We start from the raw sequence: 24,502 nt of genomic DNA on the forward strand, positions 1-24,502 counted from the left end.
GGCGCGGTTTCCTTGCTGGCTCCCCTCTCCGTAACCCGCACTTATCGCTTTTGCATATAAGTTTATTCCCTATCACAATAAGGCCATGTTTTCCCAATCTCGCTGTGACCGATGCATCGTCTTCATCCCTATCCTGATGTGCAGGTGATGTTTCGTCGCCTGCTGATCGCCACGCTGATTGGCCTTCTCGCCGCCCTGGCGGTGGCCCTGTTTCGCCATGCCATGGTGGTGCTGGAAACGCTGTTTCTCGGTAACGACAGCGGGAGCCTGGTCAACGCCGCGCAGTCGCTGCCGGCGTGGCGACGGCTGATTACCCCGGCGCTGGGGGGACTGGCGGCAGGGGCACTTCTCTGGCTGTGGCAACGACGCCGCGTTGCCCGTCCGCACGCCGCCACCGATTATATGGAAGCCCTGGAGACCGGAGACGGTTGCTTCGATACGCCGGCAAGCCTGGTGAAGTCGCTGGCCTCGCTGCTGGTGGTGGTCACCGGCAGCGCGATTGGCCGGGAAGGCGCCATGATCCTGCTGGCCGCGCTGGCGGCCTCGCTGTTCGCCCGCCGCTTCACGCCGCAGGCCGAATGGAAACTGTGGGTCGCCTGCGGCGCCGCCGCCGGGATGGCCAGCGCCTATCATGCTCCACTGGCCGGCAGCCTGTTTATCGCTGAAATTCTGTTTGGCACGCTGATGCTGGCCTCGCTTGGGCCGGTAGTGATCTCGGCAGTGATCGCCCTGCTGCTGACCCAGTTTCTCAACGGCGGCGCCGCGCCGTTGTACCATGTCGTTCTGCAGCAGGATCTCAGCGCGCTGCACTATGGCCTGATGCTCGCCACCGGACTGCTGGCCGGACTGTGCGGGCCGCTGTTTATCTGGCTGATGGAATACAGCCACCGCGGGTTCGTCAGGCTGAAACTGGCGCCGCCGTGGCAGCTGGCGCTGGGCGGTCTGATCGTCGGCGGCTTATCGCTCATCACGCCGGCGGTGTGGGGCAACGGCTACAGCGTGGTGCAAAGCTATCTGCTGCTGCCGCCGCCCGGCGCGCTGCTGGTGGCGGTATTCCTGTGCAAACTGCTGGCAGTGCTGGCCAGCAGTGGCTCCGGCGCGCCGGGCGGGGTGTTTACCCCCACGCTGTTTGTCGGCCTGGCGATGGGCATGCTATTGGCCCGCTTTGGCGGGCTGTGGCTACCGGGGGAGCAGGAGATGGCTATGATGATGGGACTGACCGGCATGGCGGCCTTTCTTGCCGCCACTACCCATGCGCCAATCATGTCGACTCTGATGATTTGTGAGATGACCGGGCAGTATGTGCTGCTGCCCGGCCTGCTGATCACCTGCGTGGTGGCGTCGGTGCTGTCGCGGACGTTACGCCGGGATTCGATCTATCGCCATCACGTTGCCGAGCATGTCTAAGTCGACGTAGCGGCTTAGCTCACGCTGTTCGGCGCGCGGCAGATACGGCAGCTCGCCAATGAGCGGCGCCGGCAGCTTTTTGCTGAGCACATCGATGATTTCGGCGTAGTGCGCCAGACCGGGGTTGATGCGGTTGGCCACCCAGCCGATCAGCGGCAGCCCGTCATTGGCGATCGCCTGGGCCGTCAGCAGCGCATGGTTGATGCACCCTTCCTGGATCCCCACCACCATCAGCACCGGGAGCTGCTCCTGTACCACCCATTCGGAGAGCGGTCGCAGGTCGTTCATCAGGCTGCGCCAGCCGCCGGTGCCTTCAACCACCACGTGTTCAACCTGCCCGGCCAGCCGCTGCAAACCATCCGACAGCAAACCGTAGTTGATCGGGCAGCTGTGCGCCACGCTGCTTTCGTCTTCGCTTAAGGCGATGGGATTGACAGCCTCATAGGGTAACGCCAGCGTGGAGACGCTCTGCAGCACCAGCGCGTCTTTATTACGCAAACCGTCCGGCGTCTCTTTGCTGCCCTTCGCCACAGGCTTGTACCCGGCCACGCTTTTGCCTCTGGCAGCAAGTGCCTGCAACAGCGCACGGGAAACCACTGTCTTCCCGACAGAGGTGTCTGTACCTGTAATAAAGAAACGCTTAAACATCACTAACCCCACAGTTTTGTCGATGAAATATACGGGAGAGAAATAATCAACAGTGGGCAAAGTCTACGTGAAGCCGCTGGGGGTCAGCTTGAGATAGCGCAATTTTTGGTGTGACTATGAAAAAATGTTAACCCTGTAACAGTCGTATGAGTAAGGATCCGTTATAGAGCGCATCCTTGACCAGCGCCGCGCCAGCCATCGTTCCGCGGTTGGAGAACTGGGTGCTTTCAACCGCGATATGCTGGCTGTAGGCCGGGAGTGATTGTTGCCGAATGCAGCTGGAAATTGCCGGAAAAAGAATGTCTGCCGCCAGGTTAAACGGCGAGCCGATCAGGATTTTCTGCGGGTTAAACAGATTGACCATGATCGCCAGAATGCGACCGACGTGATGACCGACGCCGCTAATAATGTCCCGGGCCAGCAGGTCGCCCTGCAGCGCCGCCTGGCACAGCCACTCCACGCTCAGCGGACGCTGATGCAGCAGCGAGCTCATCGACTGCGCCATCCGCATCTGCGCCAGCTCCAGCACGCTCTCCACGCTGGCGATCGTTTCCAGACAGCCATGGTTGCCGCAGTAGCAGCGTTTGCCATAGGGGTCGACCTGGGTATGACCGATCTCCACGAGGCTGCTGCTGCCGGCGTGCAGCAGACGTCCGTCGGTGATAACCCCGGCGCCGACGTTATGATCGATCACCACCTGAATGACGTCCCGGGCGCCGCGCGAGGCGCCAAACAGCGATTCCGCCATGGTCCAGGCGCTAATGTCATGCTGAATATAAACCGGCACCCCGGTATGGTTGGCCAGCGTTTCGCCCAACGGGACGTCTTTGACCTCTTCATAAAACGGCATGCGATGAATAATGCCGTTTTCGGTATCAATGATACCCGGCATCGTTATGGCGATGGAGGTGAGGCGTTCCAGCTTCTTCTGGTGGCGAATAAAGAAGCGATCGATATGGTCGATAATCCGCGTCAGAAACGGCGAGCTGTCGGTAAGCGCCAGCTCCAGCTGCTCCTCCACCACCAGCTGGCTGCTTAAATCGCGCAGCGAAAGGTGGATCTCGCCGCGGCTGATGCGCACCGCCAGATAGTGCCAGGCCTCGGTTTCCACCATCAGACCCACCGCCGGGCGCCCGCGGCTGCCGGGCTCCTGAATCTCGGTCTCCTGCACCAGATGCGCTTCCAGCATCTCGCGGACAATTTTGGTGATGCTGGCGGGCGCCAGTTGCGCAAATCGGGAGAGGTCGATACGCGATACCGGGCCGAGCTGATCAATCAGGCGATAGACGGCGCCCGCATTGGTCTGCTTAATTTGATCGATATGGCCTGGTTGACTATCCGCTACCACCATTGACTCCCTTTATTTTCGCGCTTCGAAATAAACTTTCGGCTATGGTGAAGCACTTCGATGGTGAACGTCAAATTTTTGCTTAGCCTTGTGATTTACCGCACATTTCCAGCCCCTTTTTGCCTCAATTGCGCTCGTTTTTCCAGGCCAGCAGCGTGTCACGAAAGCGTTTTGCCAGCGCCCCCTGCTCATGGTGTTTCGACCACACCAGCCACATCTCCGACACCGCATCCTGTTCGTCAATCGGCAGCCAGCGCATTTCGCTGAGCTGCACGCGCTGAAAGGAGGCCGGCAGGATCGACACCCCCAGCCCGGCGGCCACCAGGCCAATAATGGTCATCGCCTCCCCCACCTCCTGGGCAATCACCGGCGTATGGCCGTAGCGGCGCAGCAGGCCAAGGATATCGTCATACAGGCCGGTACCGACGTGCGGGTCGAAAAAGACGAACGGCTCCCGCGCCAGCGCCGCCAGGCTGACCGAGGGCTGGCGGGCCAGCGAATGGTCCGCCGGGACCATCGCCAGCAGCGGCTCGCGCAGCACTCGCTGCCACGCCAGGGTGTCCGGCAGTTGGGTATTGCGCAACAGGCCGAGGTCGAGGGCTCCCTCGCTCAGCGGGACAATCTGTTCGCGGGTATTGGTCTCGCGGGTGAGAATATGCACATCCGGGTAGCGCTGACGAAACAGGGACAGCGTATCGGATACCGCCTTGATAAAAGGGGCCGAGGAGGTAAAGCCGATACGCAGCTCGCCCGTTTCCCCATGGTGCAGACGGGCGGCGCGGGCGGCCGCGTCCTCCACCTGGGCGAGAATTTGTCGGCTGTCGGCGAGAAACTGTTTCCCCGCCGCCGTCAGGCTGACGCTGCGGTTGGTGCGGGCGAACAGGCGGGCGCCGGTCTGCTGCTCGAGGATCTGAATTTGCTGGCTTAACGGCGGTTGAGAGATGTTCAGTCGCGCCGCGGCGCGGCCAAAATGCAGCTCCTCGGCGACGGCGACAAAGTAGCGCAAATGACGCAACTCGATATTCATATTTAAAACGTCTTATTTGAGATTATTAATATATTAGACAGAATATTTACATTTTCATACCCTAAAAATGTGAGCTGAATGGTCACAACACTCTGTTGGTAAGCAGCAACGTCTACCCAAGGAATTCTCTGTGAGTCGTACAACAACCGTTGACACCGAGCCGGCGGGCGAGGTCAGCGTCGCTGGTGCATCCCGCCCGGATCCGTTTATTAAGCGCGGCACCCCGCAGTTTATGCGCGTCACGCTCGCGCTGTTCTCCGCCGGTCTGGCCACCTTCGCCCTGCTCTACTGCGTACAGCCGATCCTGCCGGTGCTGTCGAACGAGTTCGGCGTATCGCCGGCCAGCAGCAGTATCTCTCTCTCCATTTCCACGGCGATGCTGGCGGTGGGCCTGCTGTTTACCGGCCCGCTGTCGGACGCCATAGGCCGCAAGCCGGTGATGGTCACCGCGCTGCTGCTGGCCGCCTGCTGCTCGCTGTTGTCGACCATGATGACCAGCTGGCACGGCATCCTGATTATGCGCGCCCTGATTGGCCTGTCGCTGAGCGGCGTGGCGGCGGTCGGTATGACCTACCTGAGCGAGGAGATCCACCCCAGCTTTGTGGCCTTCTCTATGGGACTTTATATCAGCGGCAACTCCATCGGCGGCATGAGCGGCCGCTTGCTCACCGGGGTCTTTACCGATTTTTTCGGCTGGCGCGTGGCGCTAGCGGTGATCAGCGGCTTCGCCCTGGCCGCGGCGATTATGTTCTGGCGAATCCTGCCCGAGTCGCGCCATTTCCGCCCGACCTCGCTGCGGCCAAAAACGCTGCTGATTAATTTCCGCCTGCACTGGCGCGATCGCGGCCTGCCGCTGCTGTTCGTCGAGGGTTTCCTGCTGATGGGGGCCTTTGTCACCCTGTTTAACTATATTGGCTACCGTCTGATGATGTCGCCGTGGTCGTTAAGCCAGGCGGTGGTGGGTCTGCTGTCGGTGGCGTATCTCACCGGGACCTGGAGCTCGCCGAAAGCGGGCGCCATGACCGTACGCTATGGCCGCGGTCCGGTGATGCTCGGCTTTACCGGCGTGATGCTCTGCGGCCTGCTGATGACGCTCTTTTCTTCCCTGTGGCTTATTTTCCTCGGCATGCTGCTGTTCTCCGCCGGCTTCTTCGCCGCGCACTCCGTCGCCAGCAGCTGGATTGGCCCGCGCGCGCGCCGCGCCCGCGGTCAGGCGTCATCGCTGTATCTGTTCAGCTATTATCTTGGCTCAAGCCTGGCGGGGACATTAGGCGGGGTGTTCTGGCATCGCTACGGCTGGAACGGCGTCGGCGGATTTATCGCGCTGCTGCTCCTTGCCGCGCTGTTGACCGGCACTTGCCTGTATCGGCGACTCAAATAATCGCGCGTGACGTGGCCTGCGGGCCACGTTTCACCACATGCCCATGATAGATGACAAGCCCATCAGCTCTCTGACGGCATCAACGGACAGTAAGGCAATAAACAGCCAGGTGAACGGATTCATAAACCACCCCCGAACCTCCAGACTTGCGTTATCGATCACAGTTTAGTCACGATAGGTTACCAATTTCTGCAATACTGCTCACAGAGCCACGCTTTTTTTCCTGCTATCACGCGGCTAATGCTTTACCCCGCCCTCTGCGCGCCACGCTCGACCCGCCAGGCGTATCAGGATAGTGTAGAGGCATACCGATAATCTGTTCATTCACCTGTCACGGACCGAACGCTACTATGACTGAAAATACGCCTTATCAGCAGCTTACCCGCACCTTTCAGCGCCTGTCGCGCTTTTCGCATCTCTCCGCCATCGCCGGCTGGGATATGTTCGCCATGATGCCTCCGGGCGGTAGCGCCGCCCGCGGCGAAGCGCTGGCGGAACTCGGCGTGCTACAGCATCAGATCCTGACCGATAAAAAAGTGGGTCAATGGCTGCAGGCGGCCCGCCAGCAGGATCTCAACGACCTCGAACAGGCCAACCTGCGGGAAATGCAGCGCCAGTACGATCAGGCGGCGCTGCTGCCGGAGAGCCTGGTGGAGGCCAAATCGCTGGCCGGTAGCCGTTGCGAACATGCCTGGCGCAGTCAGCGGCCGGCTAATGACTGGGCTGGCTTTGCCGATAATTTGCGCGAGGTGGTCAGGCTGAGCCGCGAGGAAGCGCAGATCCGCGCCGACGCCCGGGGCGGCTCACGCTATGACGCGCTGCTGGATATTTTCGAACCGGATATGACCAGCGCCCGGCTGGACAGCCTGTTTGCCGATCTCAAGTCCTGGCTGCCTTCCCTGCTGCGACAAGCGGTCGATAAGCAGGCGACGCGAACCTTGATCGCCCCGCAGGGGCCGTTCCCGATCCCTGAGCAGCGCGAACTGGGTCTGCAGGCGATGCGCATCCTCGGCTTTGACTTTGACGGCGGGCGTCTGGACATCAGCGCCCACCCGTTTTGCGGCGGCGTCCCTCAGGATGTGCGCATCACCACCCGCTACAACGAAAACGACCTGCTCAGCGCTCTGTTCGGCGTGATCCACGAGACCGGCCACGCCCGCTATGAGCAGAATCTGCCTCGCCCGTGGGTCGACCAGCCGGTAGGACTGGCCCGCTCTACTGCTATCCATGAGTCGCAGAGCCTGTTCTTCGAAATGCAGCTGGGACGCAGCGAGCGCTTCCTTAAACGCCTGCTGCCGGCGGTGCGCGAACGCTTTGGCGATCGGCCGGCCTTTAGCGAGGAGAATTTCATCGCCTGGAACCAGCGGGTGAAACCAGGCTTTATTCGCGTTGATGCCGATGAGGTCAGCTATCCGGCGCATGTGATCCTGCGCTATGAAATTGAACGCGCGCTGATCGACGGCGAGATAGAGGTGGAAGATATTCCGTCGCTGTGGGATGAGAAAATGCAGCACTGGCTGGGACTGTCGACCACCGGCAACTACCGGGACGGCTGTATGCAGGATATTCACTGGACCGACGGCGGCTTCGGCTACTTCCCTTCCTACACGCTGGGGGCGATGTATGCCGCGCAGCTGATGGCCGCCGCCCGTCGCGCGCTGCCGACGTTAGACCGCGATATCGCGGAAGGGGATTTCAGCGCCCTGTTTGACTGGCTGCGGCAGAATATCTGGCAGCATGGCAGCCGCTTCACCACCTCGCAGCTGATCCAGCAGGCCACCGGCGAGGATCTTAACAGCCGCTACTTCCGCGACCACCTTACCGCCCGCTATCTGTGATCGTCCGCGCCGGGCTGCCCGGCGCATCCTTCCACTCCCCGCCTTGTACATTCGGTTACACGCCGATACCAAACACTCACGGAAAGCCCGAAAAGACAAGCATATAGTGATTTCACCGGCCCCGCAGTGGGGTTGAAATTAAGAAAACTTTTCGAGGATATCAGAATGAAAAAAGTATTAGCTCTGGTCGTTGCCGCTGCTATGGGTCTCTCTTCCGCCGCTTTCGCTGCTGACGCAGTAAGCACCACTCAGGCGCCAGCTGCTACCCACAGCACTGCTGCCAAGACCACCCATCACAAAAAACACCATAAAGCCGCGGCCAAACCAGCTGCAGAGCAGAAAGCTCAGGCTGCCAAAAAACACAAGAAAGCAGAAGCTAAACCAGCCGCTGCCCAGAAAGCCCAGGCCGCTAAAAAACACAAAAAAGCAGAAGCCAAACCCGCCGCTCCGCAGAAAGCCCAGGCCGCGAAAAAGCACCACAAAGCTGCCGCTAAACCGGTAGCCCAGAAAGCTCAGGCAGCGAAAAAACACCACAAAACCACCAAACACCAGGCCGCTAAACCTGCTGCACAGCCGGCAGCCTAATTCCTCCCGGTGAACCAACCTTCTTAAATAATCGGCGCTGCTTCAGCGCCGTTTTTTCTGGAGAGCACTATGCTGCGGCGTTATCGTTTTGAGCTCATCCTGATCCTGTTAATCATTTGCGCAGTGGTTGCGACCCGCTTTTTCCTCTATTAATCATTTCGTCTTTCTCTCCCGTTTTGCCGCCTGGCTCAGACTTCACGGAAGGTGAATGTCGCGCAAATATTGTTGCCCACCCTTATCACTCTCTTTTACCCTGCCGCTGCCAGCGGCGCAAATCATGCCCGGCGCCCGAAGACGCCAGACACGTTAGCAATAAACCATCGCGCGCCTGGCCCCCACGCGGCGGCCAGACTCATCACAACGCACGTACCGCTTCCATCACCAGATAGCCGGTTGCGCCCCAGATGGCCACCGAGACCAGGGAAACATAGACCAGTGCGCGAATACCTTTTTTAGACATATACCCTCCGAACGCCGGGGAAATAGAATTCAGGCTATCATCGCCGGTATTACCTCTCTATTTACTCAACGGCCGGGTGACGGTAACAACGTTTTCGGTGAGAAAATGTTTCGCATTGAAAATAATTACGTGAGGCGTAAAGAAGTGCGAATTCTGGTGAAGTTCTGGCGGGTAAAAGTATTATTTTTGCGCATTATGCTGCCAAACCAAGAATAACCTCAAAGAGGTATTGCTGCATTATTCGCCAATTTCAGTACGTTCTGATACACGAATGTGCTTGCGCCAGACCGTGCTTTCTGCGGAAATAGCAGCAGAAGGTTAATGGTATTAACCGATTGAAATCAGAAGGTTTTACCCGCGCCAGAGCCTGTCGCGCGCAGATGAGACATGCCGTTTGGCCTGATTAGAATTATTGTTTACTTTCAAAAACTTAAATCTCCTGCTACTGTCAATAGACATCATAGCCTCCCCCAGAGAGTGATATGCGTAGAGACGTTCTGTTATTACTGTGTTCATTTTATCTGTTACCTCTGGGCGCACATGCCGAAGATAGCGGACTGAGCGCCAAAGATATTAAGACGTTGTTTTTCGGCCACGATGAGCGTAAAGCGGTGAGCCGCCCGGAGGAGAGTCCGTGGGACGCGATTGGCCAGCTGGAGACCGCCAGCGGCAATCTGTGCACGGCGACGCTCATCTCCCCCAATCTGGCGCTGACCGCAGGCCACTGCCTGTTAACGCCCCCGCGCGGCAAGCCGGACAAAGCGGTCGCTCTGCGCTTTATTTCCCGCAAGGGCAACTGGGTGTATGAGATCCACGGCATTGACGGACGCGTGGATCCCGGGTTAGGCAAGCGTCTGAAAGCCGACGGTGACGGCTGGATCGTTCCCTCCGCCGCGGCGCCCTCGGATTTTGGCCTGATCGTGCTGCGCTATGCTCCCTCGGGCATCACGCCGATCCCGCTCTTCCCCGGCAGTAAGGCCGATTTAACCGCCGCGCTGAAGGCGGCGGACCGGAAAGTGACCCAGTCAGGTTATCCTGAAGATCATCTGGACAATCTTTACAGCCATCAGGATTGCATCGTCACCGGCTGGGCGCAAAACAGCGTCCTGTCGCACCAGTGTGACACCCTGCCCGGCGACAGCGGCTCGCCGCTGCTGCTGAAAACCGCGGACGGCTGGCAAGTGATCGCCGTGCAAAGTTCGGCTCCCGGCCCGCAGGATCGCTGGCGGGCGGACAACCGCGCCATCGCGGTGACCGGCTTTCGCGATAAGCTGGAGGCGCTGGCCGGAGAGTAATTACCCCTGCTGCCGACGCCGCTGCAGCAGGTCGGCGATCGGCATCGGTTTACTGAAGTAAAAGCCCTGTAGCCGGTCGCAGCCGGCCCGCCGCAGCAGCGCCAGCTGTTGCGGATCTTCAACCCCCTCCGCCACGACCGTCATCCCCAGCGCGCGGGCGATGCGCACCGTGCCGCGCACCATCTCCGCCGCCTGCGCATCGCAATCCACTCGCCCGGCGAGGGATTTGTCAATCTTCAGGCTGTCAAAGCGAAAGCGGCGTAAATAGCCGATGCTGGAGTAACCGGTGCCAAAATCGTCCAGCGCCACGGCGATGCCCTGGGCCTTCAGATTCTCCACCACCGCCTGCGAACGTTCCGGATTTTCCAGCACATAACTCTCCGTCACCTCCACCTGCAGGCGCGACGGCGGAAAGCGGCAGACAGCGACCGTTTCCATCACCCGGCTTTCAAACGCCGGATCGCGAAATTGCGCCGGCGAGATGTTCACCGACAGCAGCAGATCGCCCACCGGCTGCAGGTCGCTGCAGGCGCGTTGCAGGACGAACTGGCCGAGGGCGTCAATCAGGCCGCTACTCTCGGCAATGGCGATAAACGCATCCGGCGCCAGCGCACCCTGCGGGCGACGCGGCCAGCGCAGCAGCGCTTCAACGCCGGTCATCGCCAGCGTATCGGCATCGACCACCGGCTGATACCAGACCTCAAATTCATCCTGCTCCAGCCCCTGACGGATGCCATTCTCAATCATCAGCTGATGACGTCGCACGGCATCCAGCGCATCGTCATACCAGGCCGTCCGCCCCTTGCCGCTCTTCTTGGCGTGGTACATGGCGATATCCGCCCGGCGAAACAGTTCGGTACTGGAGCATTCAGCCGGAGTACCGCTGGCGATGCCGATGCTGGCGCCGATATAAATTGTGCGTTTGCTCAGCGCCACCGGCGCTTTAAGCAGCTCCAGCGCCGCCCAGGCGAACGCCGCGGCCCGGTCGATCGCCTGTTCGCCGCTCACCGCCATGGCGAACTCATCCCCGCCCATTCTTGCCAGCATGGCCCCCGCCGGCACCCGTTTTTGCAGCGCGCTGGCGATATGGCGGATCAGAGTGTCGCCCACATCGTGGCCATAGTTATCATTCACATCCTTAAAACCGTCCAGATCGATAAACACCACGCACTGCATATCGTGCTTACTCGTGTCGCACACCTGGCTGAGCCGCAGCAGCAGCGCACGCCGGTTGGGCAGGCGGCTAAGCCAGTCAATCAGGGCGATCTCCCGCGCCTGACGTTCGCCGCGGGCCAGCTTATACATGCCGAGGCTGCTGAACAGAATAAACAGCAGGATCAGGCTGGCGGCCACCCCGGCGATCAACCGCATACTGCCTGACGAGGCCAGGGCCGCTTCGGCGCCGGGCAGGCGCGGCTGCCACGCCAGATAGCCCAGAATCTCGCCTCCCTGCGTGCGCAACGGGATCCGGTGTTCGCCTGGGCCGTCGCTGAGATGCAGATGGCTTATCTGGAAGGTGTCGCCTAAACGCTCCAGCAGCTGAGGGCTGATGTGCCGGGTAATGACCAGATAGCGTCGGGTCTCGTCAGCCACCTGCAGCCGGCCGCTCGTCGGCCGTATCAGGCCGATGCCGACGAAAGCGATCCCGGCCTCGGTACGTGTGATGCCGGCGAAGGCGTTTCTCCCCTCACGCAGAGCCTGTGCATGATAGCGGATCAGGCTGGTCAGCCCGGCGCCGAGAAATGAGAGGTCTGCCCGGGGCATGACCTGACTCTGAAAGGCGCCCCACAGGATGTGATAATGTTCATCAAGGACAAAGGTGCCGTCATACAGGTTATTGATTTTGAAGCCGGATCCCCAGGAGTCGTACAGCCATTTTTGATCCAGGCTGGGAGCGTAAGTCTGGGTCACCGCATCGTCCCAGATAGCATTGTCCAGCACCAGCGACAGCACCCGGTTGACCGAGGTCTGCACCGCCCCTTCCACTGACAGGACCGAGCGCTGCTGGTCAATTTCATTGGATTTGCTGGCAATGAGGTGTTGCGAGAGGTAAAGCAGGGAGATCACCGACGCGGTGAGGCCGAGCCCGGCGAGAAAAATCATTATTGACAACGTCCTGGCGGAAGGAATTTTCCGCCAGCCGAAAGCTGTGAGCATGCGCAGTCCTCATCGTCACCGGGCACAATACCTGCGGGGCCGGTCTTGAGTAAGCATACTACAGCGAACCCGTTTTGCCGCCTGGCTTTGCAGGCGGCGCGACGTCAGGCGAGTTTAATTAACACCATGCCGGCAACCAGCAGGATGACTCCCGCCCAGCCTTTGTTATTCAGGCGCTGGCCAAACAGCACCCAGCCGGCGGCGATGGTCGCCGCGATACCGAAGCCGCCCCACAGCGCATAGGCGACCGACAGATCGATGCCTTTCACCGCCTGCGACAGGGCGCTGAACGCGCCCAGCACCGCCGCCAGCGACAGAATGCCATAGACCTTGCGGCGGAAACCGTCGGAAAACTTCAAAAAGACGTTGGCAATAATTTCCAGAACAATGGCGAAGGCCAGCCAGGCGGCGTGGATCCACTCAAACTGCTGCATGAGCCACCTCCTGCTTCGACGACGCTTTTTTCTGGGTGCCGAACTTAATTAAGACGATCCCCACTACCAGGGTAGTCAGACCGGCTATTTTCAGCAGCGACAGGCTTTCATCAAACAACAGTACGCTGAACAGGGTGATCAGCAGAATACCAATCCCTTCCCATAACGCGTAGGCCACGCCGAGGGCAATTTTTTTAACCGCAAAGGCGAGAAAAATATATGACAGGGCAATCATGGCCAGCATTAAAATAAAGCCGGTATGCCCACCGCTAATGCTTGCCCATTTCATCGACAAGGTGCCGGTAATTTCAGCAATAATCGCTAAAGCTAATAAAATCCAATAAAACATGATCCCTTCTCCTGCTTGAGGATATAATCCATTACCGTTTACGCGACGCGTAAACAGGAAAATTTCTGACGTAGATTTCGCTGTGCGCTTGGCGCCAGCTCAGGCAGAAAGAAGGTGACTATAGCGCCGAATGCCAGTGCTGTTCGCCGGCAAAACGGGAAAAAGTGAGGGATACTGCGGGGTGATTTAAAATATACATCCTGAACTGATTGTCCATAAAATTACAATTATCCGCGGTGTTGCTTCTCGTCCGGTGCGGATGAAAATTGTCCTCAGTAGTTAAACACAGGTAGATTTGTAGCATAGTGCTACATTTTATTCAAAGACTTTGCAATTCTTTACGCCGCGGTTTTGCTGCAATGCGTTTTTTCTGAAAAAAAACGTCATTATGCTAATGTAACGCAACCTGTTAACAGGCAAGGAAGATTGAGGACGGGATCCTATGGCTAAACCTATTATTACACTTAACGGATTAAAGATGGTCATCATGCTGGGCATGCTGGTGATCATCCTGACCGGCATTCGCTTTGCGGCAGACATTATTGTCCCGTTTATACTCGCGCTTTTTCTGGCGGTGATTATTAATCCGCTGGTCCAGCTGCTGGTCCGCTGCCGGGTGCCACGCGTGCTGGCGATCTCATTGCTGATCGGCCTTATCGTCATGTTAGCCGTTGTGCTGCTGGCCTCGCTGGGGACCTCGCTTAACGAGCTGGCGCGCACCCTGCCGCAGTACCGCAACTATCTCTACGAACCGATGCAAACCATCGCTCCCTGGCTGCAGCGCCTGGGCTTTACCGTCTCGGTGGTGGAGCTTAACAAATACATCGACCCCAACGCCGTGATGACCCTGGTCACCGGTCTGCTCACTCAGCTGTCGAACGCCATGTCCTCGATTTTTCTGCTGCTGCTGACGGTGGTGTTTATGCTGCTGGAGGTTCCGCAACTGCCCGCCAAACTGCAGCAGCTGATGTCCCGCCCGGTAGAAGGCATGGGGGCCATTCAGCGCGCCATCGACAGCGTGTCGCATTATCTGGTGCTGAAGACCGCGATTAGCCTGGTCACCGGGCTGGTGGTCTGGGGCATGCTGGTTCTGCTGGACGTGCGTTTCGCCTTTATGTGGGGGCTGCTGGCCTTCGCGCTGAACTATATTCCCAATATTGGCTCCGTGCTGGCGGCCATCCCGCCGATCCTGCAGGTCCTGGTATTCGGCGGTCTGTACGAGGCGCTGGTGGTGCTGGCCGGCTATCTGATCGTTAACCTGGTGTTCGGCAATATTCTCGAACCGCGGATCATGGGGCGCGGCCTGGGACTCTCCACCCTGGTGGTATTCCTGTCGTTGATCTTCTGGGGCTGGCTGCTGGGTCCGGTCGGTATGCTCCTGTCGGTGCCGTTGACGATCATCGTCAAAATCGCCCTCGAGCAGACCAGCGGCGGCCAGAGCATCGCATTCTTATTAAGTGATGTGAGCAAAGAGTAACCCTTCCCCGGGCCGGCGACTGGCCGGCCCCCTCTCCCTGACACCTGTGGTAGACCACTACGCCTTTCGTATTATTGATCCTCATCACAAAGAGCCAATCACAATTGTTACTCTCAGGCTAACGATTGGCCGCCGTGCTTAATTGATGCTCCGCGCCTCGCATCGCACACTACCCTCCACCAGGACAAACAAAACGATTTGTCGAATCAGGAGGTTAATAATGAATGCCGAACAAACGACGGGGCGGGTCTGGAACCGTCGCCGGACGGAAAAGCAGCGGCGGCTGGCCGAGGCCAACATCCCGGGCAAAGTCATCCCCACTGACCAGCTGGTCAGCGTACTGGAAAACCTGCTCGCCCCCGGCGACCGGGTGGTGCTGGAAGGCAACAACCAGAAGCAGGCCGATTTCCTCTCCCGCATGCTGGCGGAAGTCAATCCGCAGAAAATCCACGATCTGCATATGATCATGCCGAGCGTCGGGCGCAGCGAGCATCTGGACCTGTTTGAAAAAGGTATCGCCCGCAAACTCGATTTCTCCTTCTCCGGTCCCCAAAGCCTGCGCATTTCGCAGCTGCTGGAAGATGGCCTGCTGGAAATCGGCGCCATTCATACCTATATCGAACTCTACTCCCGCCTGTACGTCGATCTGTCGCCCAACGTCGCGCTGATCGCCGGCTACAAAGCCGACCGTAAAGGTAACCTGTATACCGGGCCGAGTACCGAAGATACCCCGGCGCTGGTGGAAGCCGCCGCCTTCCACGACGGTATTGTTATCGCCCAGGTCAACGAACTGGTGGACGACGAGTGCGATCTGCCCCGCGTCGATATTCCCGGCTCGTGGATTGATTACGTGGTGGTCGCCGACAAGCCGTTCTTTATTGAACCGCTGTTCACCCGCGACCCGCGCCTGATTAAGCAAGAACACATTCTGATGGCGATGATGGCGATCAAGGGCATCTACGCCGAGCATCAGGTGCAGTCCCTCAACCACGGGATCGGCTTCAACACCGCCGCCATCGAACTGCTGCTGCCGACTTACGGCGAACAACTCGGTCTGAAAGGCAAAATCTGTAAACACTGGACCCTGAACCCGCATCCGACGCTGATCCCGGCGATCGAGAGCGGCTGGGTGGAGAGCGTGCACTGCTTCGGCGGCGAGCTGGGGATGGAAGAGTACATCCGCGCCCGTCCGGATATCTTCTTTACCGGCCCGGACGGCTCCATGCGCTCTAACCGCGCCTTCTGCCAGCTGGCGGGGCAGTACGCGGTGGATATGTTTATCGGTTCGACCCTGCAGGTTGATGGTCTGGCTAACTCCTCGACCGTCACCCGCGGCCGCCTTTCCGGCTTCGGCGGCGCGCCGAACATGGGCCACGATCCGCACGGCCGCCGCCACGCCACCCCTGCCTGGCTCAATATGATCACCGAGCCAGACCCCATGCAGCGCGGTAAAAAACTGGTGGTGCAGATGGTCGAAACCTTTCAGGCCGGGGTGAAGCCGACCTTTGTTGAGACCCTCGACGCGGTCGACGTCGCCAAAACCTCCGGCATGCCGCTGGCGCCGGTGATGATTTACGGCGATGACGTCACCCACGTGCTGACCGAAGAGGGTATCGCCTACCTGTATCGTGCGGAAAGCCTGGAAGAGCGCCGGGCGATGGTCGCCGCCGTGGCCGGGATCACCGACATCGGCCTCGGAGTGGACGCGAAACGCGTGGCTGCCCTGCGTCAGAGCGGCAAAGTGGTCTACCCGGAAGATCTCGGCATTCGCCGCAGCGAGGCCACCCGTTCGCTGCTGGCCGCCGGCAGCGTCGCCGACCTGGTGGAATGGTCCGACGGACTGTACAACCCACCGGCAAAATTCCGGAGCTGGTAATGAAAATTCTCTCCCCCCTGCACGCAGAAAGCCGCGTCAGCTGGCTGGCGGATACCGCCAGCGCCTGTCTGATTGACGAAGCCCGTCTGAGCCCGAAACCGGGTCTGGTTGACAGCCGCGGCAGCGGCGCGCATCAGGACCTCACGCTGGCGCTGATGGAACGCTCCGCCCGCAGCCTGCAGCCGACCTTCCACGCGCTGGCCCAGCAAAGCTGGCGCCGCCCGGCGGATATCGCGCTGCGCGAAACCGTCGGCCGCCTCGGCCGGGAAGGCGAAGCGCAGATGATGCAGGCCACCGGCGGGGTCAATACCCACCGCGGCGCCATCTGGGCGCTGGGGCTGCTGGTCAGCGCGGTAGCGATGTTGGGGGGAGCGGGTCATTCACAGGCGATCGCCGACACCGCCGCCGCCCTCGCCCGCCTGCCCGACGGCCTGGCGCCGAAAAGCTTCAGTAAAGGGCTACGCGCCAGCCGCCGCTGGCAGGTGCCGGGCGCGCGCGAAGAGGCGCAGCGCGGTTTCCCGCATATCACCGCCCTGGCGCTGCCGCAGTTACAGCAAAGCCGCGCCCGGGGCGCCAGCGAGCCGCAGGCGCAACTTGACGCGCTGATGGCCATCATGACCTCGTTGAGCGATACCTGCGTGCTGTCGCGCGCCGGCATGACCGGCCTGCAGACCATGCAGCAGGGCGCCCGCGCGGTGCTGGCGGCCGGCGGTTGCGCCAGCGTCGAAGGACGCGCCGCCCTGGCGCGGCTTGACGCGCAGATGCTGGCGCACAACGCCTCGCCGGGCGGCGCCGCCGATCTCCTTGCCGCCACCCTGTTTCTCGACCGGGTTGCCGGCTAACGCATTCAGAGGATGTTATGGAACAGATTACATTGTCATTTCCTGCCAGCCGCGCCCTCCGCGGCCGAGCGCTGGCAGGGGTTGTAGGTTCAGGCGATATGGAAGTGCTCTATACCGCCGCCGGGAGCGATACGCTCAGCGTGCAAATTACCACCTCGGTGGATAACAGCCAGGCGCGCTGGCAGGCGCTGTTCGACCGGCTGAGCCTGATCAACGGCCTGCCCGCCGGGCAGTTGGTTATTCACGACTTCGGCGCCACGCCGGGCGTCGCCCGTATTCGTATTGAACAAGTCTTTGAGGAGGCCGCTCATGCGTAACGATCGCAGCTTTATCGAACTGCGCGCTCGCGAACGCGCCCACGCTCTGCTGGACGACGGCAGCTACCGTGAACTGCTGGATCCGTTTGACGGCATTATGTCGCCGTGGCTCGGCGCGCAGGGCATTGTCCCGCAGTCCGACGACGGTATGGTGGTCGCCAAAGGCACTATCAACGGCCAGCCGGCGGTGGTGATTGCTATCGAAGGCACCTTCCAGGGCGGCAGTATGGGCGAGGTCTCCGGCGCCAAAATGGCCGCCGCGCTGGAGCTGGCGGCGGAGGATAACCGCAACGGTATTCCGACGCAGGCGGTCCTGTGCCTCGAAACCGGTGGCGTACGTCTGCAGGAGGCCAACCTTGGCCTGGCCGCCATCGCCGATATCCACGCCGCGATTGTCGATCTGCGCCGCTACACCCCGGTAGTCGGCATCATCGCTGGCACCGTCGGCTGCTTCGGCGGCATGTCCATCGCCGCCGCGCTGTGCAGCTATCTCATCGTCACCCGAGAAGCCCGTCTCGGCCTCAACGGCCCGCAGGTTATCGAGCAGGAAGCCGGCATTGAAGAGTACGACTCGCGTAACCGGCCGTTTATCTGGAGCATGACCGGCGGCGAAATTCGCGCCGCCAGCGGCCTGGTCGACGCGCTGGTTAACGATGGCGTCAAGGCCGTCAAAACCGCGATGAACGAAGCGATCGCCAAAGGCGTACCGGCGCAGCACCGCAGCGACAATTATGACGACTATCTGCGCCGTTTAAGCCAGTTCGACACCCGCCAGCAGGCGGATACCGCGCAGATTAAACAGCTTTTTGCCCGGGAGGAAAAATAATGAGTCAGTTCCCAAACCGCGCCGCGCTATGGCTGAACAAACTGGCGCCCGAGGCGCCGCTGATGAGCGGCCTGTGCCCTTCCGTGCAGGTGGCAGACGGCCAGCTTAATGGCGAAAAGGTGCGTTTTATCGCCGTAGTGCCTGACGCCAATAACCACTACCCGCGCGCCGCCGGCGGTGAAGTCGGCCTGCTGGAAGGCTGGACGCTGGCGAAAGTGGTCAATGAAACCATCGCCGCCGACGCCGACCAGGCCCGCAAACGGCCGATCGTCGCCGTGATCGATGTGCCGAGCCAGGCCTATGGCCGTCGCGAAGAAGCCTTTGGTATTCACCAGGCGCTGGCCGGAGCGGCAGGCGCCTACGCCAAAGCCCGTCTGGCCGGCCACCCGGTGATTGGCCTGATCGTCGGCAAAGCGATGTCCGGCGCGTTTCTGGCCCACGGCTACCAGGCCAACCGTCTGATCGCCTTTAACGACAGCGGCGTGCTGGTTCACGCGATGGGTAAAGCGTCGGCCGCGCGCATTACCCTGCGCAGCGTGGAGGCGCTGGAGAAACTGGCGGCGACCATCCCGCCGATGGCCTATGACGTCAGCAACTACGCCACGCTCGGCCTGCTCTCCGCTCTGCTTGACATCAGCCATCCGGACGCCCCTGACGACCACGATCTGGCGCTGGTCAGCCACACCCTGCGCGACGCCATCGCTGACGCGCGCCAGGATCCCTCGCTGAAGTGCCGCCTGGGTGCGGAAAACCGCCGCAGCTCGCAGCGGGTCCGCGACCTGATGCGCGCCAGCTGGTAGCACGTTCGTACGTAAGTAGTAGAAGAAAACCTGCCGGAAGCCGTCCCCCGGAGCGCGTCATAACCGCGCCGGGTAGGGACGGCTTTTAGAAAAAATAACAATCGCGCCAGTACTCTATTTTATTTACAGGTGATTTATGACTTATGTGATTATTCATGCTCTTGCCCCGATTTTCGTCATTATGCTGCTGGGCTTCTGGGCCGGTAAGGCCGGGATGGTAGATAACAAAAATGTCTCCCTGCTCAATATCTTTGTAATGGACTTTGCCTTACCCGCTACGCTGTTCAGCGCCACGGTACAAACGCCGTGGGCCGGTATCGTCGCCCAGTCGCCGCTGGTGCTGGTGCTCACCGGCGCGATGTGGATCACCTACGCCGGGATTTACTTCCTCGCCACCAGCGTCTTCAAACGCACCCCGCAGGATGCCGCGGTGCTGACCCTCACCGTCGCGCTGCCGAACTACGCCGCGCTGGGCCTGCCGATCCTTGGCAGCGTGCTGGGTGAAGGCGCATCGACCTCGCTGTCGGTGGCGGTCTCTATCGCCTGCGGTTCGGTACTGATGACCCCCTTCTGCCTGCTGATTCTGGAACGTGAAAAAGCCCGCGCCGCGGGGGAAACCACCGGTTCTACGCTGGCGATGCTGCCGGTGCTGATGTGGCGTTCGGTGAAAAAGCCGATCGTCTGGGGCCCGCTGCTCGGGGTGGTGCTTTCCGCTATCGGCATTAAAATGCCGGACCTGCTGCTGGCCGCCATCAAACCGCTGGGCCTGGCCGCCACCGCCGCGGCGCTGTTCCTCACCGGGGTGATCCTCTCGGCGCGTAAACTGCAGCTCAATGCGCTGATCGCCACCTCCACCATCGTGAAACTGCTGGTGCAGCCGTTTATCGCCTGGGGACTGGTGATGCTGCTGGGTCTGCACGGCGCCATCGCCATCACCGCGATCCTGATGATTGCCCTGGCCGCCGGCTTCTTCGGCGTGGTCTTCGGCAACCGCTTCGGCGTGCAGTCCCCGGATGCTGAAGCCGTGCTGCTGTTGAGCTCGGTTCTGTGTATCCTGTCGCTACCGCTATTTATCTCTTTGACTTCAGGACTGTAAACCATGTCATCAACACCGCGTCCCCACGATTTAGTGTGGTTAAACCACGCCAGCGCCCTGGAAGATGTTGTCGAGCCGTGGGTGGCTCAGCAGTGGCGAGCCGCGCTGCCGGTGGTGGTGAGGCGCGATGTTGACGGTCAGGCCCGCATCCCGGTTGGGGTGCGGGGCATGAAACGCGAACAGCGCGCCGCCGGCTGGGTACAGGCGCACAATATCGTGCGCAGCGTCACCCCGGAGATGCTGGTGGAGCGCGAGCGCCTGCTGGGCTCCCCTTTTGTTTCGCAGCCGCCGGTCCAGGCGGCCATCGCCCTGACGCTGGGCGACTGGCCCTGGCGCTGGGGCGTCACCGGCAGCACCGGCTACGCGCTGGCGACCGAAATCCCGGTACTCCATGCGGCAAGCGATCTGGATCTCCTGATCCGCGCCCCGCAGCCGCTGGCCCGCGAGGCGCTGCTGGAATGGCAGTCCCGGGTGGCCCAGCTCCCGTGCCGCGCCGATACCCAGGTCGAAACGCCATACGGCGCCTTCGCCCTCAATGAGTGGCTCCGCGATGGGCGAGCGCTGCTGAAAACGTCCCGCGGCGCGCGCTTAACCGCTGCGCCGTGGCGCAGGGAGGAATGATGAAGATTTTGTTTACTTTTCCCGGACAGGGTGCCCAGCGTCCCGGCATGCTGGCGGCTATCCCCGACCGCGAAGCGATCCTCAGCCAGGCGCGCGCCGTGCTGGGGAATGAAGTCGAGGCCCTCGATAGCGCCGGATCGCTAAAACATACCCGTGCGGTCCAGCTCTGCCTGCTGATCGCCGGGGTAGCCTGGGCGCGCGAGCTACAGCGCCAGGGCGTCAATCCGCAGATGGTCAGCGGCCTGTCCATCGGCGCCTTTCCCGCAGCGGTGATTGCCGGCGCGCTCGATTTCGCCAGCGCGCTGCGCCTGGTGGCCCTGCGCGGCGATCTTATGGAGCAGGCCTATCCCGAAGGTTACGGACTGACGGCGATCATGGGCCTGACCCGCCCGCGGGTTGAGGCGCTGATGCAGGGCCACGAGGTCTATCTTGCCAACCTGAACGCCGAAACGCAGATCGTGATCGCCGGACGCGATGAAGCCATGGCCGAGGTGGCGCAGCTGGCGCTGCAGGCGGGCGCCAGTAAGGCGCAGCGGCTGGCGGTCAGCGTCCCGTCGCACTGCGCGCTGCTGGATAAACCCGCCGCCGCGCTGGCAACAGCCTTTGCCGACGTGACCTTAACGCGCCCGCAGTGCGCCTATTTAAGCGGCTCGACGGCGCGCGTGCTGTGGGATCCGCAGCGGATCGCCGACGATCTGGCGATGAACATGGCGCGCACCGTCCACTGGCAGGAGGCGATGATCGCCGCCGATGAGCGCGACGCGCGCTTAGCCATTGAGATGCCCCCCGGCGGGGTATTGACCTGCCTGACCCGCCAGGCGGGCTGGCGCGGAGAGACCCTTTCGCTGGAACGCAGCGGCGTGGACGTCGCCCGCCATCTGGCGCAGCGGCTTAGCGATTAAGGCTCCGGGCGTACATTCTCCCTTCCGCCGCCAGCGCCAGCAGGTCGGCATCGCGTTCGCGATGGTGTGAATAGACAATCGAGATCAGCTGGCGCATCTGGTACGGTTCCGCCAGCTTTAACAGCTGTACATCTTTTTCATAGACTTTTTTCATCCGCCCCGGCAGCAGCGCAAACCCGACGCCCGCCTGCACCAGGCTAATCATCGAAAAGATGTCATTCACCCGGGTGACGATCGTCGGCTCGAAGCCAGCGATATGAAACGCTTCCCGGAACCCGGCATAGGTGGCGAACCCCTCCGCCAGCGAGACGAATTTCCGGTCGGCGTAATCGCGCAGGTCAGCAAGCTGTGTGCTATCCAGCTGCGCTGTCGCCGGGGCGGCGAGAAAGATATCGTCCTCAAACAGCGGCACCACGTCGAAAGCGGTATTGTTGAACTCCCCTTCATTGGTGGCGATCAGGATAGCGTCGAGAGCGTCATCTTCCAGCATATCCAGCAGCATCTGGTTAGAGCCCATGGTGAGATCCAGCTCCAGCTCCGGGCGACGCAGCTTCATACCCATGATAATGCGCGGGACGGTTTCCAGGGTCAGGGAATAGAGGGTGCCGATGCGCAGCCGCCCCTGGCCGACGCCGGCGACTTTGCGCGTCGCCTCAAGGCCGCGGCTCATCAGACTCATCACATCCTGACAATATTCCAGCAGCGTCCACGCCGCCTGCAGCGGCAGCAGATTGCGCCCTTTATGGACAAACAGCGGGCAGCCCACCCCCTCTTCCAGGGTATGCAACGCGCGGTGAACGCTGACGCTGCTAAGCTTCATCGCTTCGGCGGTTCTGGCGATATTGCCCTTCGCCATAAACATCATAAAGACCGACAGCTTGCGGAAGGTGATCTCCTGGTTGATATCGTCTTGCATAGCCCTTCCACACTCCTGATTTGCTTTTCTTTTTTCAATTCAAATCAGTATATCGTTTATGACGGCAAAGTTGCAGGCAGAGAGCGGCTTAGGCCGGCAAGGAACGCAAAAAAGGGAAGACCGTGGTCTTCCCTTTTGTTCTCTATCGAGTTTGATTTTACAGCGCCATATCGTGCTGCGGCGAGGCGTCGCGCTGCGGCTCCGCCGGCTTCGCGGTCGCGGTGGGCGCAGCCGCTGGCATCTGGATCACCGGCGGTTTCGTCAGCTGCAGGGTCGCGGCGGTATCATCCCAAACCTGCTGGGTCAGCGCCACGTTACCGTTCAGCTTCTGACCGTAACTCGGCACGATCTGGTGGATACGGGTCTGCCACTCCGGCGAGTTAAACTGCGTCGGGAACATCTGCTTGAGCACATTGAGGGTGATCGGCGCGGCGGTGGAAGCCCCCGGCGACGCGCCGAGCAGCGCGGAAATGGTTTTCTGCTGATCGACCACCACTTCGGTGCCCAGTTTCAGCACGCCGCCCTTCTCTGCGTCTTTCTTAATGATCTGCACGCGCTGGCCGGCCTGGATCAACTTCCAGTCCTCTTTACGCGCGTCCGGGTAGTACTCTTTCAGCGCGGCGAAGCGGTCATCATCGCTGAGCATCACCTGGCTGACGAGATATTTCACCAGGTCGAAGTTATCGAGTCCGACGTGGGTCATCGGCAGCACGTTGTCAGTGGTGGTGGTGCTCAACAGGTCGAAGAAGGAACCGTTTTTCAGGAACTTGGTCGAGAAGGTGGCGAACGGCCCAAACAGCACCACGCGCTTGCCATCCAGGTAGCGGGCGTCAAGGTGCGGTACCGACATCGGCGGCGCGCCGACCGAAGCCTGGCCATACACTTTCTCGAGGTGCTGCGCGGTGACCGCCGGGTTCTCGGTCATCAGGAACGAACCGCCCACCGGGAAGCCAGCATAGTTGTCCGCTTCCGGAATACCGGTTTTCTGCAGCAGCTTCAGCGCGCCGCCGCCGGCGCCGATAAAGACGTATTTCGCGTCAATAGTCTGCGCTTCCCCGCTCTGCACGTTCTTAATGGTCACGTGCCAGGAGTTATCGGCATTGCGTTTGAAATCGGTGACCTCAGAGGAGGTTTGCAGGGTGAAATGGCTGTTTTTCTTCAGGCTGCCGATCAGCTGCCGGGTGATTTCGCCATAGTTAACGTCGGTACCTACCGGCGTCCAGGTGGCAGCGACTTTCTGCTGCGGATCGCGGCCTTCCATCACCAGCGGCGCCCACTGTTTAATTTGCGCGTGGTCGGTGGAGAATTTCATCCCCTGGAATAAGGTGGTCTGCTGCAGCGCGGTATAACGCTTCTGTAGATAGTCGACATTATCGCCCCAGACGAAACTCATATGCGGCGTGGAATTAATAAAGGAATGCGGATCGTGCAAAATACCGCGCTTCACCTGTGCCGACCAGAACTGACGGGAGATCATAAACTGTTCGTTAATATCCAGCGCTTTGCTGACGTCAATCGATCCGTCGGCCCGCTCCGGCGTATAGTTCAGCTCCATATTCGCCGAGTGACCGGTACCGGCGTTATTCCAGCCGTTGGAAGATTCCAGGGCCACGCCGTCCAGTTTCTCCACCATCGTCAGGTCCCAGTCCGGCTGCAGCGCCTGCAGCCAGGTGCCAAGCGAGGCGCTCATGATCCCGCCGCCAATCAGCAGGAAGTCAGTTTTTTTAGAGGTATCCGCTTCAGCATGCGTCGCCGCGCTGACGAACATCGCTAATGCGGTAAAGGAAATAATCGTTTTTTTCATTGCAGGCATAATAGAATTATCACGTAGCACACGGTAATAAGAGGCAGCATATTAACGCACTTTTACTTTATTTTAAAATATCATTTACACTCTCGC

Annotated in this window: 25 protein-coding genes; 16 read left to right on the forward strand and 9 right to left on the reverse strand. The window is 60.5% G+C overall.

Going from position 1 to position 24,502, the window contains the following annotated elements; genetic code table 11:
- Nucleotides 1–111 precede the first annotated feature (111 nt).
- A complete protein-coding gene (gene clcB / locus LGM20_RS13485) occupies nucleotides 112–1,407 on the forward strand; it encodes a voltage-gated ClC-type chloride channel ClcB (protein ID WP_044522797.1) in 1,296 nt (431 codons plus the stop codon).
- Here clcB and bioD read toward each other — a convergent pair.
- From bioD to LGM20_RS13500, 3 genes are all read right to left on the reverse strand, one after another.
- Nucleotides 1,360–2,055, reverse strand: a complete 696-nt coding sequence (gene bioD / locus LGM20_RS13490) for a dethiobiotin synthase (RefSeq protein WP_023289548.1) — start codon at nucleotides 2,053–2,055, stop codon at nucleotides 1,360–1,362. The genes clcB and bioD overlap by 48 nt on opposite strands.
- Before the next feature lie 127 nt (nucleotides 2,056–2,182).
- Nucleotides 2,183–3,403, reverse strand: a complete 1,221-nt coding sequence (mlc, locus tag LGM20_RS13495; RefSeq protein ID WP_032429145.1) for a sugar metabolism global transcriptional regulator Mlc — start codon at nucleotides 3,401–3,403, stop codon at nucleotides 2,183–2,185.
- Between the two features lie 124 nt (nucleotides 3,404–3,527).
- Nucleotides 3,528–4,430, reverse strand: coding sequence for a LysR family transcriptional regulator (locus tag LGM20_RS13500; protein WP_044522794.1), 903 nt, complete (start codon nucleotides 4,428–4,430; stop codon nucleotides 3,528–3,530).
- Nucleotides 4,431–4,560: 130 nt separating this feature from the next.
- On the opposite strand from LGM20_RS13500, the gene LGM20_RS13505 reads away from it, so the two are divergent.
- The gene (locus tag LGM20_RS13505; protein ID WP_044522792.1) at nucleotides 4,561–5,811 is read left to right on the forward strand and encodes an MFS transporter; all 1,251 of its coding nucleotides are present in this window, start codon (nucleotides 4,561–4,563) and stop codon (nucleotides 5,809–5,811) included.
- 30 nt (nucleotides 5,812–5,841) lie between these two features.
- Here the strand turns inward: LGM20_RS13505 and LGM20_RS13510 are convergent, their stop codons facing one another.
- Nucleotides 5,842–5,934, reverse strand: coding sequence for a KPN_01571 family protein (locus LGM20_RS13510; RefSeq protein ID WP_004206050.1), 93 nt, complete (start codon nucleotides 5,932–5,934; stop codon nucleotides 5,842–5,844).
- A 227-nt stretch (nucleotides 5,935–6,161) separates the two neighbouring features.
- Here LGM20_RS13510 and LGM20_RS13515 point away from each other — a divergent pair, with 227 nt between their 5' ends.
- The 4 genes from LGM20_RS13515 (at nucleotide 6,162) to LGM20_RS13525 (ending at nucleotide 9,989) form a co-directional block, all read left to right on the forward strand.
- Nucleotides 6,162–7,649: a carboxypeptidase M32 gene (locus tag LGM20_RS13515; RefSeq protein ID WP_023289544.1), complete on the forward strand. Its 1,488-nt coding sequence runs from the start codon at nucleotides 6,162–6,164 to the stop codon at nucleotides 7,647–7,649.
- Between the two features lie 165 nt (nucleotides 7,650–7,814).
- Nucleotides 7,815–8,234, forward strand: a complete 420-nt coding sequence (gene asr / locus LGM20_RS13520) for an acid resistance repetitive basic protein Asr (RefSeq protein ID WP_004206052.1) — start codon at nucleotides 7,815–7,817, stop codon at nucleotides 8,232–8,234.
- Nucleotides 8,235–8,303: 69 nt separating this feature from the next.
- Complete coding sequence (ydgU, locus tag LGM20_RS26700) at nucleotides 8,304–8,387, forward strand: small membrane protein YdgU (RefSeq protein ID WP_049245797.1); 84 nt, start codon at nucleotides 8,304–8,306, stop codon at nucleotides 8,385–8,387.
- Nucleotides 8,388–9,176: 789 nt separating this feature from the next.
- Nucleotides 9,177–9,989, forward strand: coding sequence for a trypsin-like serine peptidase (locus tag LGM20_RS13525; RefSeq protein WP_044522790.1), 813 nt, complete (start codon nucleotides 9,177–9,179; stop codon nucleotides 9,987–9,989).
- Here LGM20_RS13525 and LGM20_RS13530 read toward each other — a convergent pair whose 3' ends face one another.
- Complete coding sequence (locus LGM20_RS13530; RefSeq protein ID WP_044522788.1) at nucleotides 9,990–12,146, reverse strand: putative bifunctional diguanylate cyclase/phosphodiesterase; 2,157 nt, start codon at nucleotides 12,144–12,146, stop codon at nucleotides 9,990–9,992.
- Between LGM20_RS13530 and LGM20_RS26555 the strand changes: the two genes are divergently transcribed.
- Nucleotides 12,106–12,195, forward strand: coding sequence for an ArsR family transcriptional regulator (locus LGM20_RS26555; protein WP_258315333.1), 90 nt, complete (start codon nucleotides 12,106–12,108; stop codon nucleotides 12,193–12,195). The two genes, LGM20_RS13530 and LGM20_RS26555, sit on opposite strands and share 41 nt — an antisense overlap.
- Before the next feature lie 55 nt (nucleotides 12,196–12,250).
- On the opposite strand, the gene kpnF is transcribed toward LGM20_RS26555, so the two are convergent.
- Together kpnF and kpnE are read right to left on the reverse strand one after the other, a co-directional pair.
- Nucleotides 12,251–12,580: a multidrug efflux SMR transporter subunit KpnF gene (kpnF, locus tag LGM20_RS13535; RefSeq protein ID WP_044522786.1), complete on the reverse strand. Its 330-nt coding sequence runs from the start codon at nucleotides 12,578–12,580 to the stop codon at nucleotides 12,251–12,253.
- On the reverse strand, nucleotides 12,567–12,929 hold the full coding sequence (gene kpnE / locus LGM20_RS13540) for a multidrug efflux SMR transporter subunit KpnE (RefSeq protein ID WP_044522784.1): 363 nt from the start codon (nucleotides 12,927–12,929) through the stop codon (nucleotides 12,567–12,569). Before kpnE ends, kpnF begins: the two co-directional genes overlap by 14 nt.
- Nucleotides 12,930–13,371: 442 nt before the next feature.
- Between kpnE and LGM20_RS13545 the strand changes: the two genes are divergently transcribed.
- The 9 genes from LGM20_RS13545 (at nucleotide 13,372) to mdcH (ending at nucleotide 21,686) form a co-directional block, all read left to right on the forward strand.
- On the forward strand, nucleotides 13,372–14,406 hold the full coding sequence (locus tag LGM20_RS13545) for an AI-2E family transporter (RefSeq protein ID WP_023289538.1): 1,035 nt from the start codon (nucleotides 13,372–13,374) through the stop codon (nucleotides 14,404–14,406).
- A 220-nt stretch (nucleotides 14,407–14,626) separates the two neighbouring features.
- The gene (mdcA, locus tag LGM20_RS13550) at nucleotides 14,627–16,282 is read left to right on the forward strand and encodes a malonate decarboxylase subunit alpha (RefSeq protein ID WP_044522781.1); all 1,656 of its coding nucleotides are present in this window, start codon (nucleotides 14,627–14,629) and stop codon (nucleotides 16,280–16,282) included.
- Nucleotides 16,282–17,124, forward strand: a complete 843-nt coding sequence (locus LGM20_RS13555) for a triphosphoribosyl-dephospho-CoA synthase (protein WP_044522779.1) — start codon at nucleotides 16,282–16,284, stop codon at nucleotides 17,122–17,124. Before mdcA ends, LGM20_RS13555 begins: the two co-directional genes overlap by 1 nt.
- A gap of 17 nt (nucleotides 17,125–17,141) precedes the next feature.
- Nucleotides 17,142–17,441, forward strand: a complete 300-nt coding sequence (gene mdcC, locus LGM20_RS13560; protein ID WP_023289535.1) for a malonate decarboxylase acyl carrier protein — start codon at nucleotides 17,142–17,144, stop codon at nucleotides 17,439–17,441.
- Complete coding sequence (locus tag LGM20_RS13565; RefSeq protein WP_032452728.1) at nucleotides 17,434–18,267, forward strand: biotin-independent malonate decarboxylase subunit beta; 834 nt, start codon at nucleotides 17,434–17,436, stop codon at nucleotides 18,265–18,267. The genes mdcC and LGM20_RS13565 overlap by 8 nt, the downstream gene beginning before the upstream one ends.
- Nucleotides 18,267–19,067 carry a biotin-independent malonate decarboxylase subunit gamma gene (mdcE, locus tag LGM20_RS13570; RefSeq protein ID WP_044522776.1) on the forward strand — a complete coding sequence of 267 codons (801 nt, stop codon included), beginning with the start codon at nucleotides 18,267–18,269 and terminating at the stop codon, nucleotides 19,065–19,067. Before LGM20_RS13565 ends, mdcE begins: the two co-directional genes overlap by 1 nt.
- 136 nt (nucleotides 19,068–19,203) lie before the next feature.
- The gene (locus LGM20_RS13575; protein ID WP_044522774.1) at nucleotides 19,204–20,163 is read left to right on the forward strand and encodes an AEC family transporter; all 960 of its coding nucleotides are present in this window, start codon (nucleotides 19,204–19,206) and stop codon (nucleotides 20,161–20,163) included.
- Nucleotides 20,164–20,166: 3 nt separating this feature from the next.
- The gene (locus tag LGM20_RS13580) at nucleotides 20,167–20,784 is read left to right on the forward strand and encodes a malonate decarboxylase holo-ACP synthase (RefSeq protein WP_032452725.1); all 618 of its coding nucleotides are present in this window, start codon (nucleotides 20,167–20,169) and stop codon (nucleotides 20,782–20,784) included.
- Nucleotides 20,784–21,686 (forward strand): malonate decarboxylase subunit epsilon, encoded by a 903-nt coding sequence (gene mdcH, locus LGM20_RS13585; RefSeq protein WP_044522772.1) that lies wholly within the window; start codon nucleotides 20,784–20,786, stop codon nucleotides 21,684–21,686. Before LGM20_RS13580 ends, mdcH begins: the two co-directional genes overlap by 1 nt.
- Here the strand turns inward: mdcH and LGM20_RS13590 are convergent.
- Entirely contained in the window at nucleotides 21,676–22,602 is a 927-nt protein-coding gene (locus tag LGM20_RS13590) for a LysR family transcriptional regulator (protein ID WP_023289529.1), read from the reverse strand. The two genes, mdcH and LGM20_RS13590, sit on opposite strands and share 11 nt — an antisense overlap.
- A 157-nt stretch (nucleotides 22,603–22,759) precedes the next feature.
- Complete coding sequence (gene mqo, locus LGM20_RS13595; protein ID WP_135734263.1) at nucleotides 22,760–24,370, reverse strand: malate dehydrogenase (quinone); 1,611 nt, start codon at nucleotides 24,368–24,370, stop codon at nucleotides 22,760–22,762.
- Nucleotides 24,371–24,502: the final 132 nt, after the last annotated feature.

The organism is Klebsiella quasipneumoniae subsp. quasipneumoniae, assembly GCF_020525925.1.
Classification (GTDB): Bacteria; Pseudomonadota; Gammaproteobacteria; order Enterobacterales; family Enterobacteriaceae; genus Klebsiella; species Klebsiella quasipneumoniae.

Coding starts and splice junctions, on each gene's coding strand:
- LGM20_RS13525 (WP_044522790.1), top strand. CDS start 9,177: ATGCGTAGAGACGTTCTGTTATTACTGTGTTCATTTTATCTGTTACCT.
- LGM20_RS13530 (WP_044522788.1), bottom strand. CDS start 12,146: ATGCTCACAGCTTTCGGCTGGCGGAAAATTCCTTCCGCCAGGACGTTG.
- LGM20_RS13590 (WP_023289529.1), bottom strand. CDS start 22,602: ATGCAAGACGATATCAACCAGGAGATCACCTTCCGCAAGCTGTCGGTC.
- LGM20_RS13545 (WP_023289538.1), top strand. CDS start 13,372: ATGGCTAAACCTATTATTACACTTAACGGATTAAAGATGGTCATCATG.
- LGM20_RS13565 (WP_032452728.1), top strand. CDS start 17,434: ATGCGTAACGATCGCAGCTTTATCGAACTGCGCGCTCGCGAACGCGCC.
- LGM20_RS13575 (WP_044522774.1), top strand. CDS start 19,204: ATGACTTATGTGATTATTCATGCTCTTGCCCCGATTTTCGTCATTATG.
- bioD (WP_023289548.1), bottom strand. CDS start 2,055: ATGTTTAAGCGTTTCTTTATTACAGGTACAGACACCTCTGTCGGGAAG.
- ydgU (WP_049245797.1), top strand. CDS start 8,304: ATGCTGCGGCGTTATCGTTTTGAGCTCATCCTGATCCTGTTAATCATT.
- mdcA (WP_044522781.1), top strand. CDS start 14,627: ATGAATGCCGAACAAACGACGGGGCGGGTCTGGAACCGTCGCCGGACG.
- asr (WP_004206052.1), top strand. CDS start 7,815: ATGAAAAAAGTATTAGCTCTGGTCGTTGCCGCTGCTATGGGTCTCTCT.
- kpnF (WP_044522786.1), bottom strand. CDS start 12,580: ATGCAGCAGTTTGAGTGGATCCACGCCGCCTGGCTGGCCTTCGCCATT.
- LGM20_RS13580 (WP_032452725.1), top strand. CDS start 20,167: ATGTCATCAACACCGCGTCCCCACGATTTAGTGTGGTTAAACCACGCC.
- LGM20_RS13510 (WP_004206050.1), bottom strand. CDS start 5,934: ATGAATCCGTTCACCTGGCTGTTTATTGCCTTACTGTCCGTTGATGCC.
- clcB (WP_044522797.1), top strand. CDS start 112: ATGCATCGTCTTCATCCCTATCCTGATGTGCAGGTGATGTTTCGTCGC.
- kpnE (WP_044522784.1), bottom strand. CDS start 12,929: ATGTTTTATTGGATTTTATTAGCTTTAGCGATTATTGCTGAAATTACC.
- mdcC (WP_023289535.1), top strand. CDS start 17,142: ATGGAACAGATTACATTGTCATTTCCTGCCAGCCGCGCCCTCCGCGGC.
- LGM20_RS13555 (WP_044522779.1), top strand. CDS start 16,282: ATGAAAATTCTCTCCCCCCTGCACGCAGAAAGCCGCGTCAGCTGGCTG.
- mdcH (WP_044522772.1), top strand. CDS start 20,784: ATGAAGATTTTGTTTACTTTTCCCGGACAGGGTGCCCAGCGTCCCGGC.
- mdcE (WP_044522776.1), top strand. CDS start 18,267: ATGAGTCAGTTCCCAAACCGCGCCGCGCTATGGCTGAACAAACTGGCG.
- LGM20_RS13500 (WP_044522794.1), bottom strand. CDS start 4,430: ATGAATATCGAGTTGCGTCATTTGCGCTACTTTGTCGCCGTCGCCGAG.
- LGM20_RS13515 (WP_023289544.1), top strand. CDS start 6,162: ATGACTGAAAATACGCCTTATCAGCAGCTTACCCGCACCTTTCAGCGC.
- mqo (WP_135734263.1), bottom strand. CDS start 24,370: ATGTTCGTCAGCGCGGCGACGCATGCTGAAGCGGATACCTCTAAAAAA.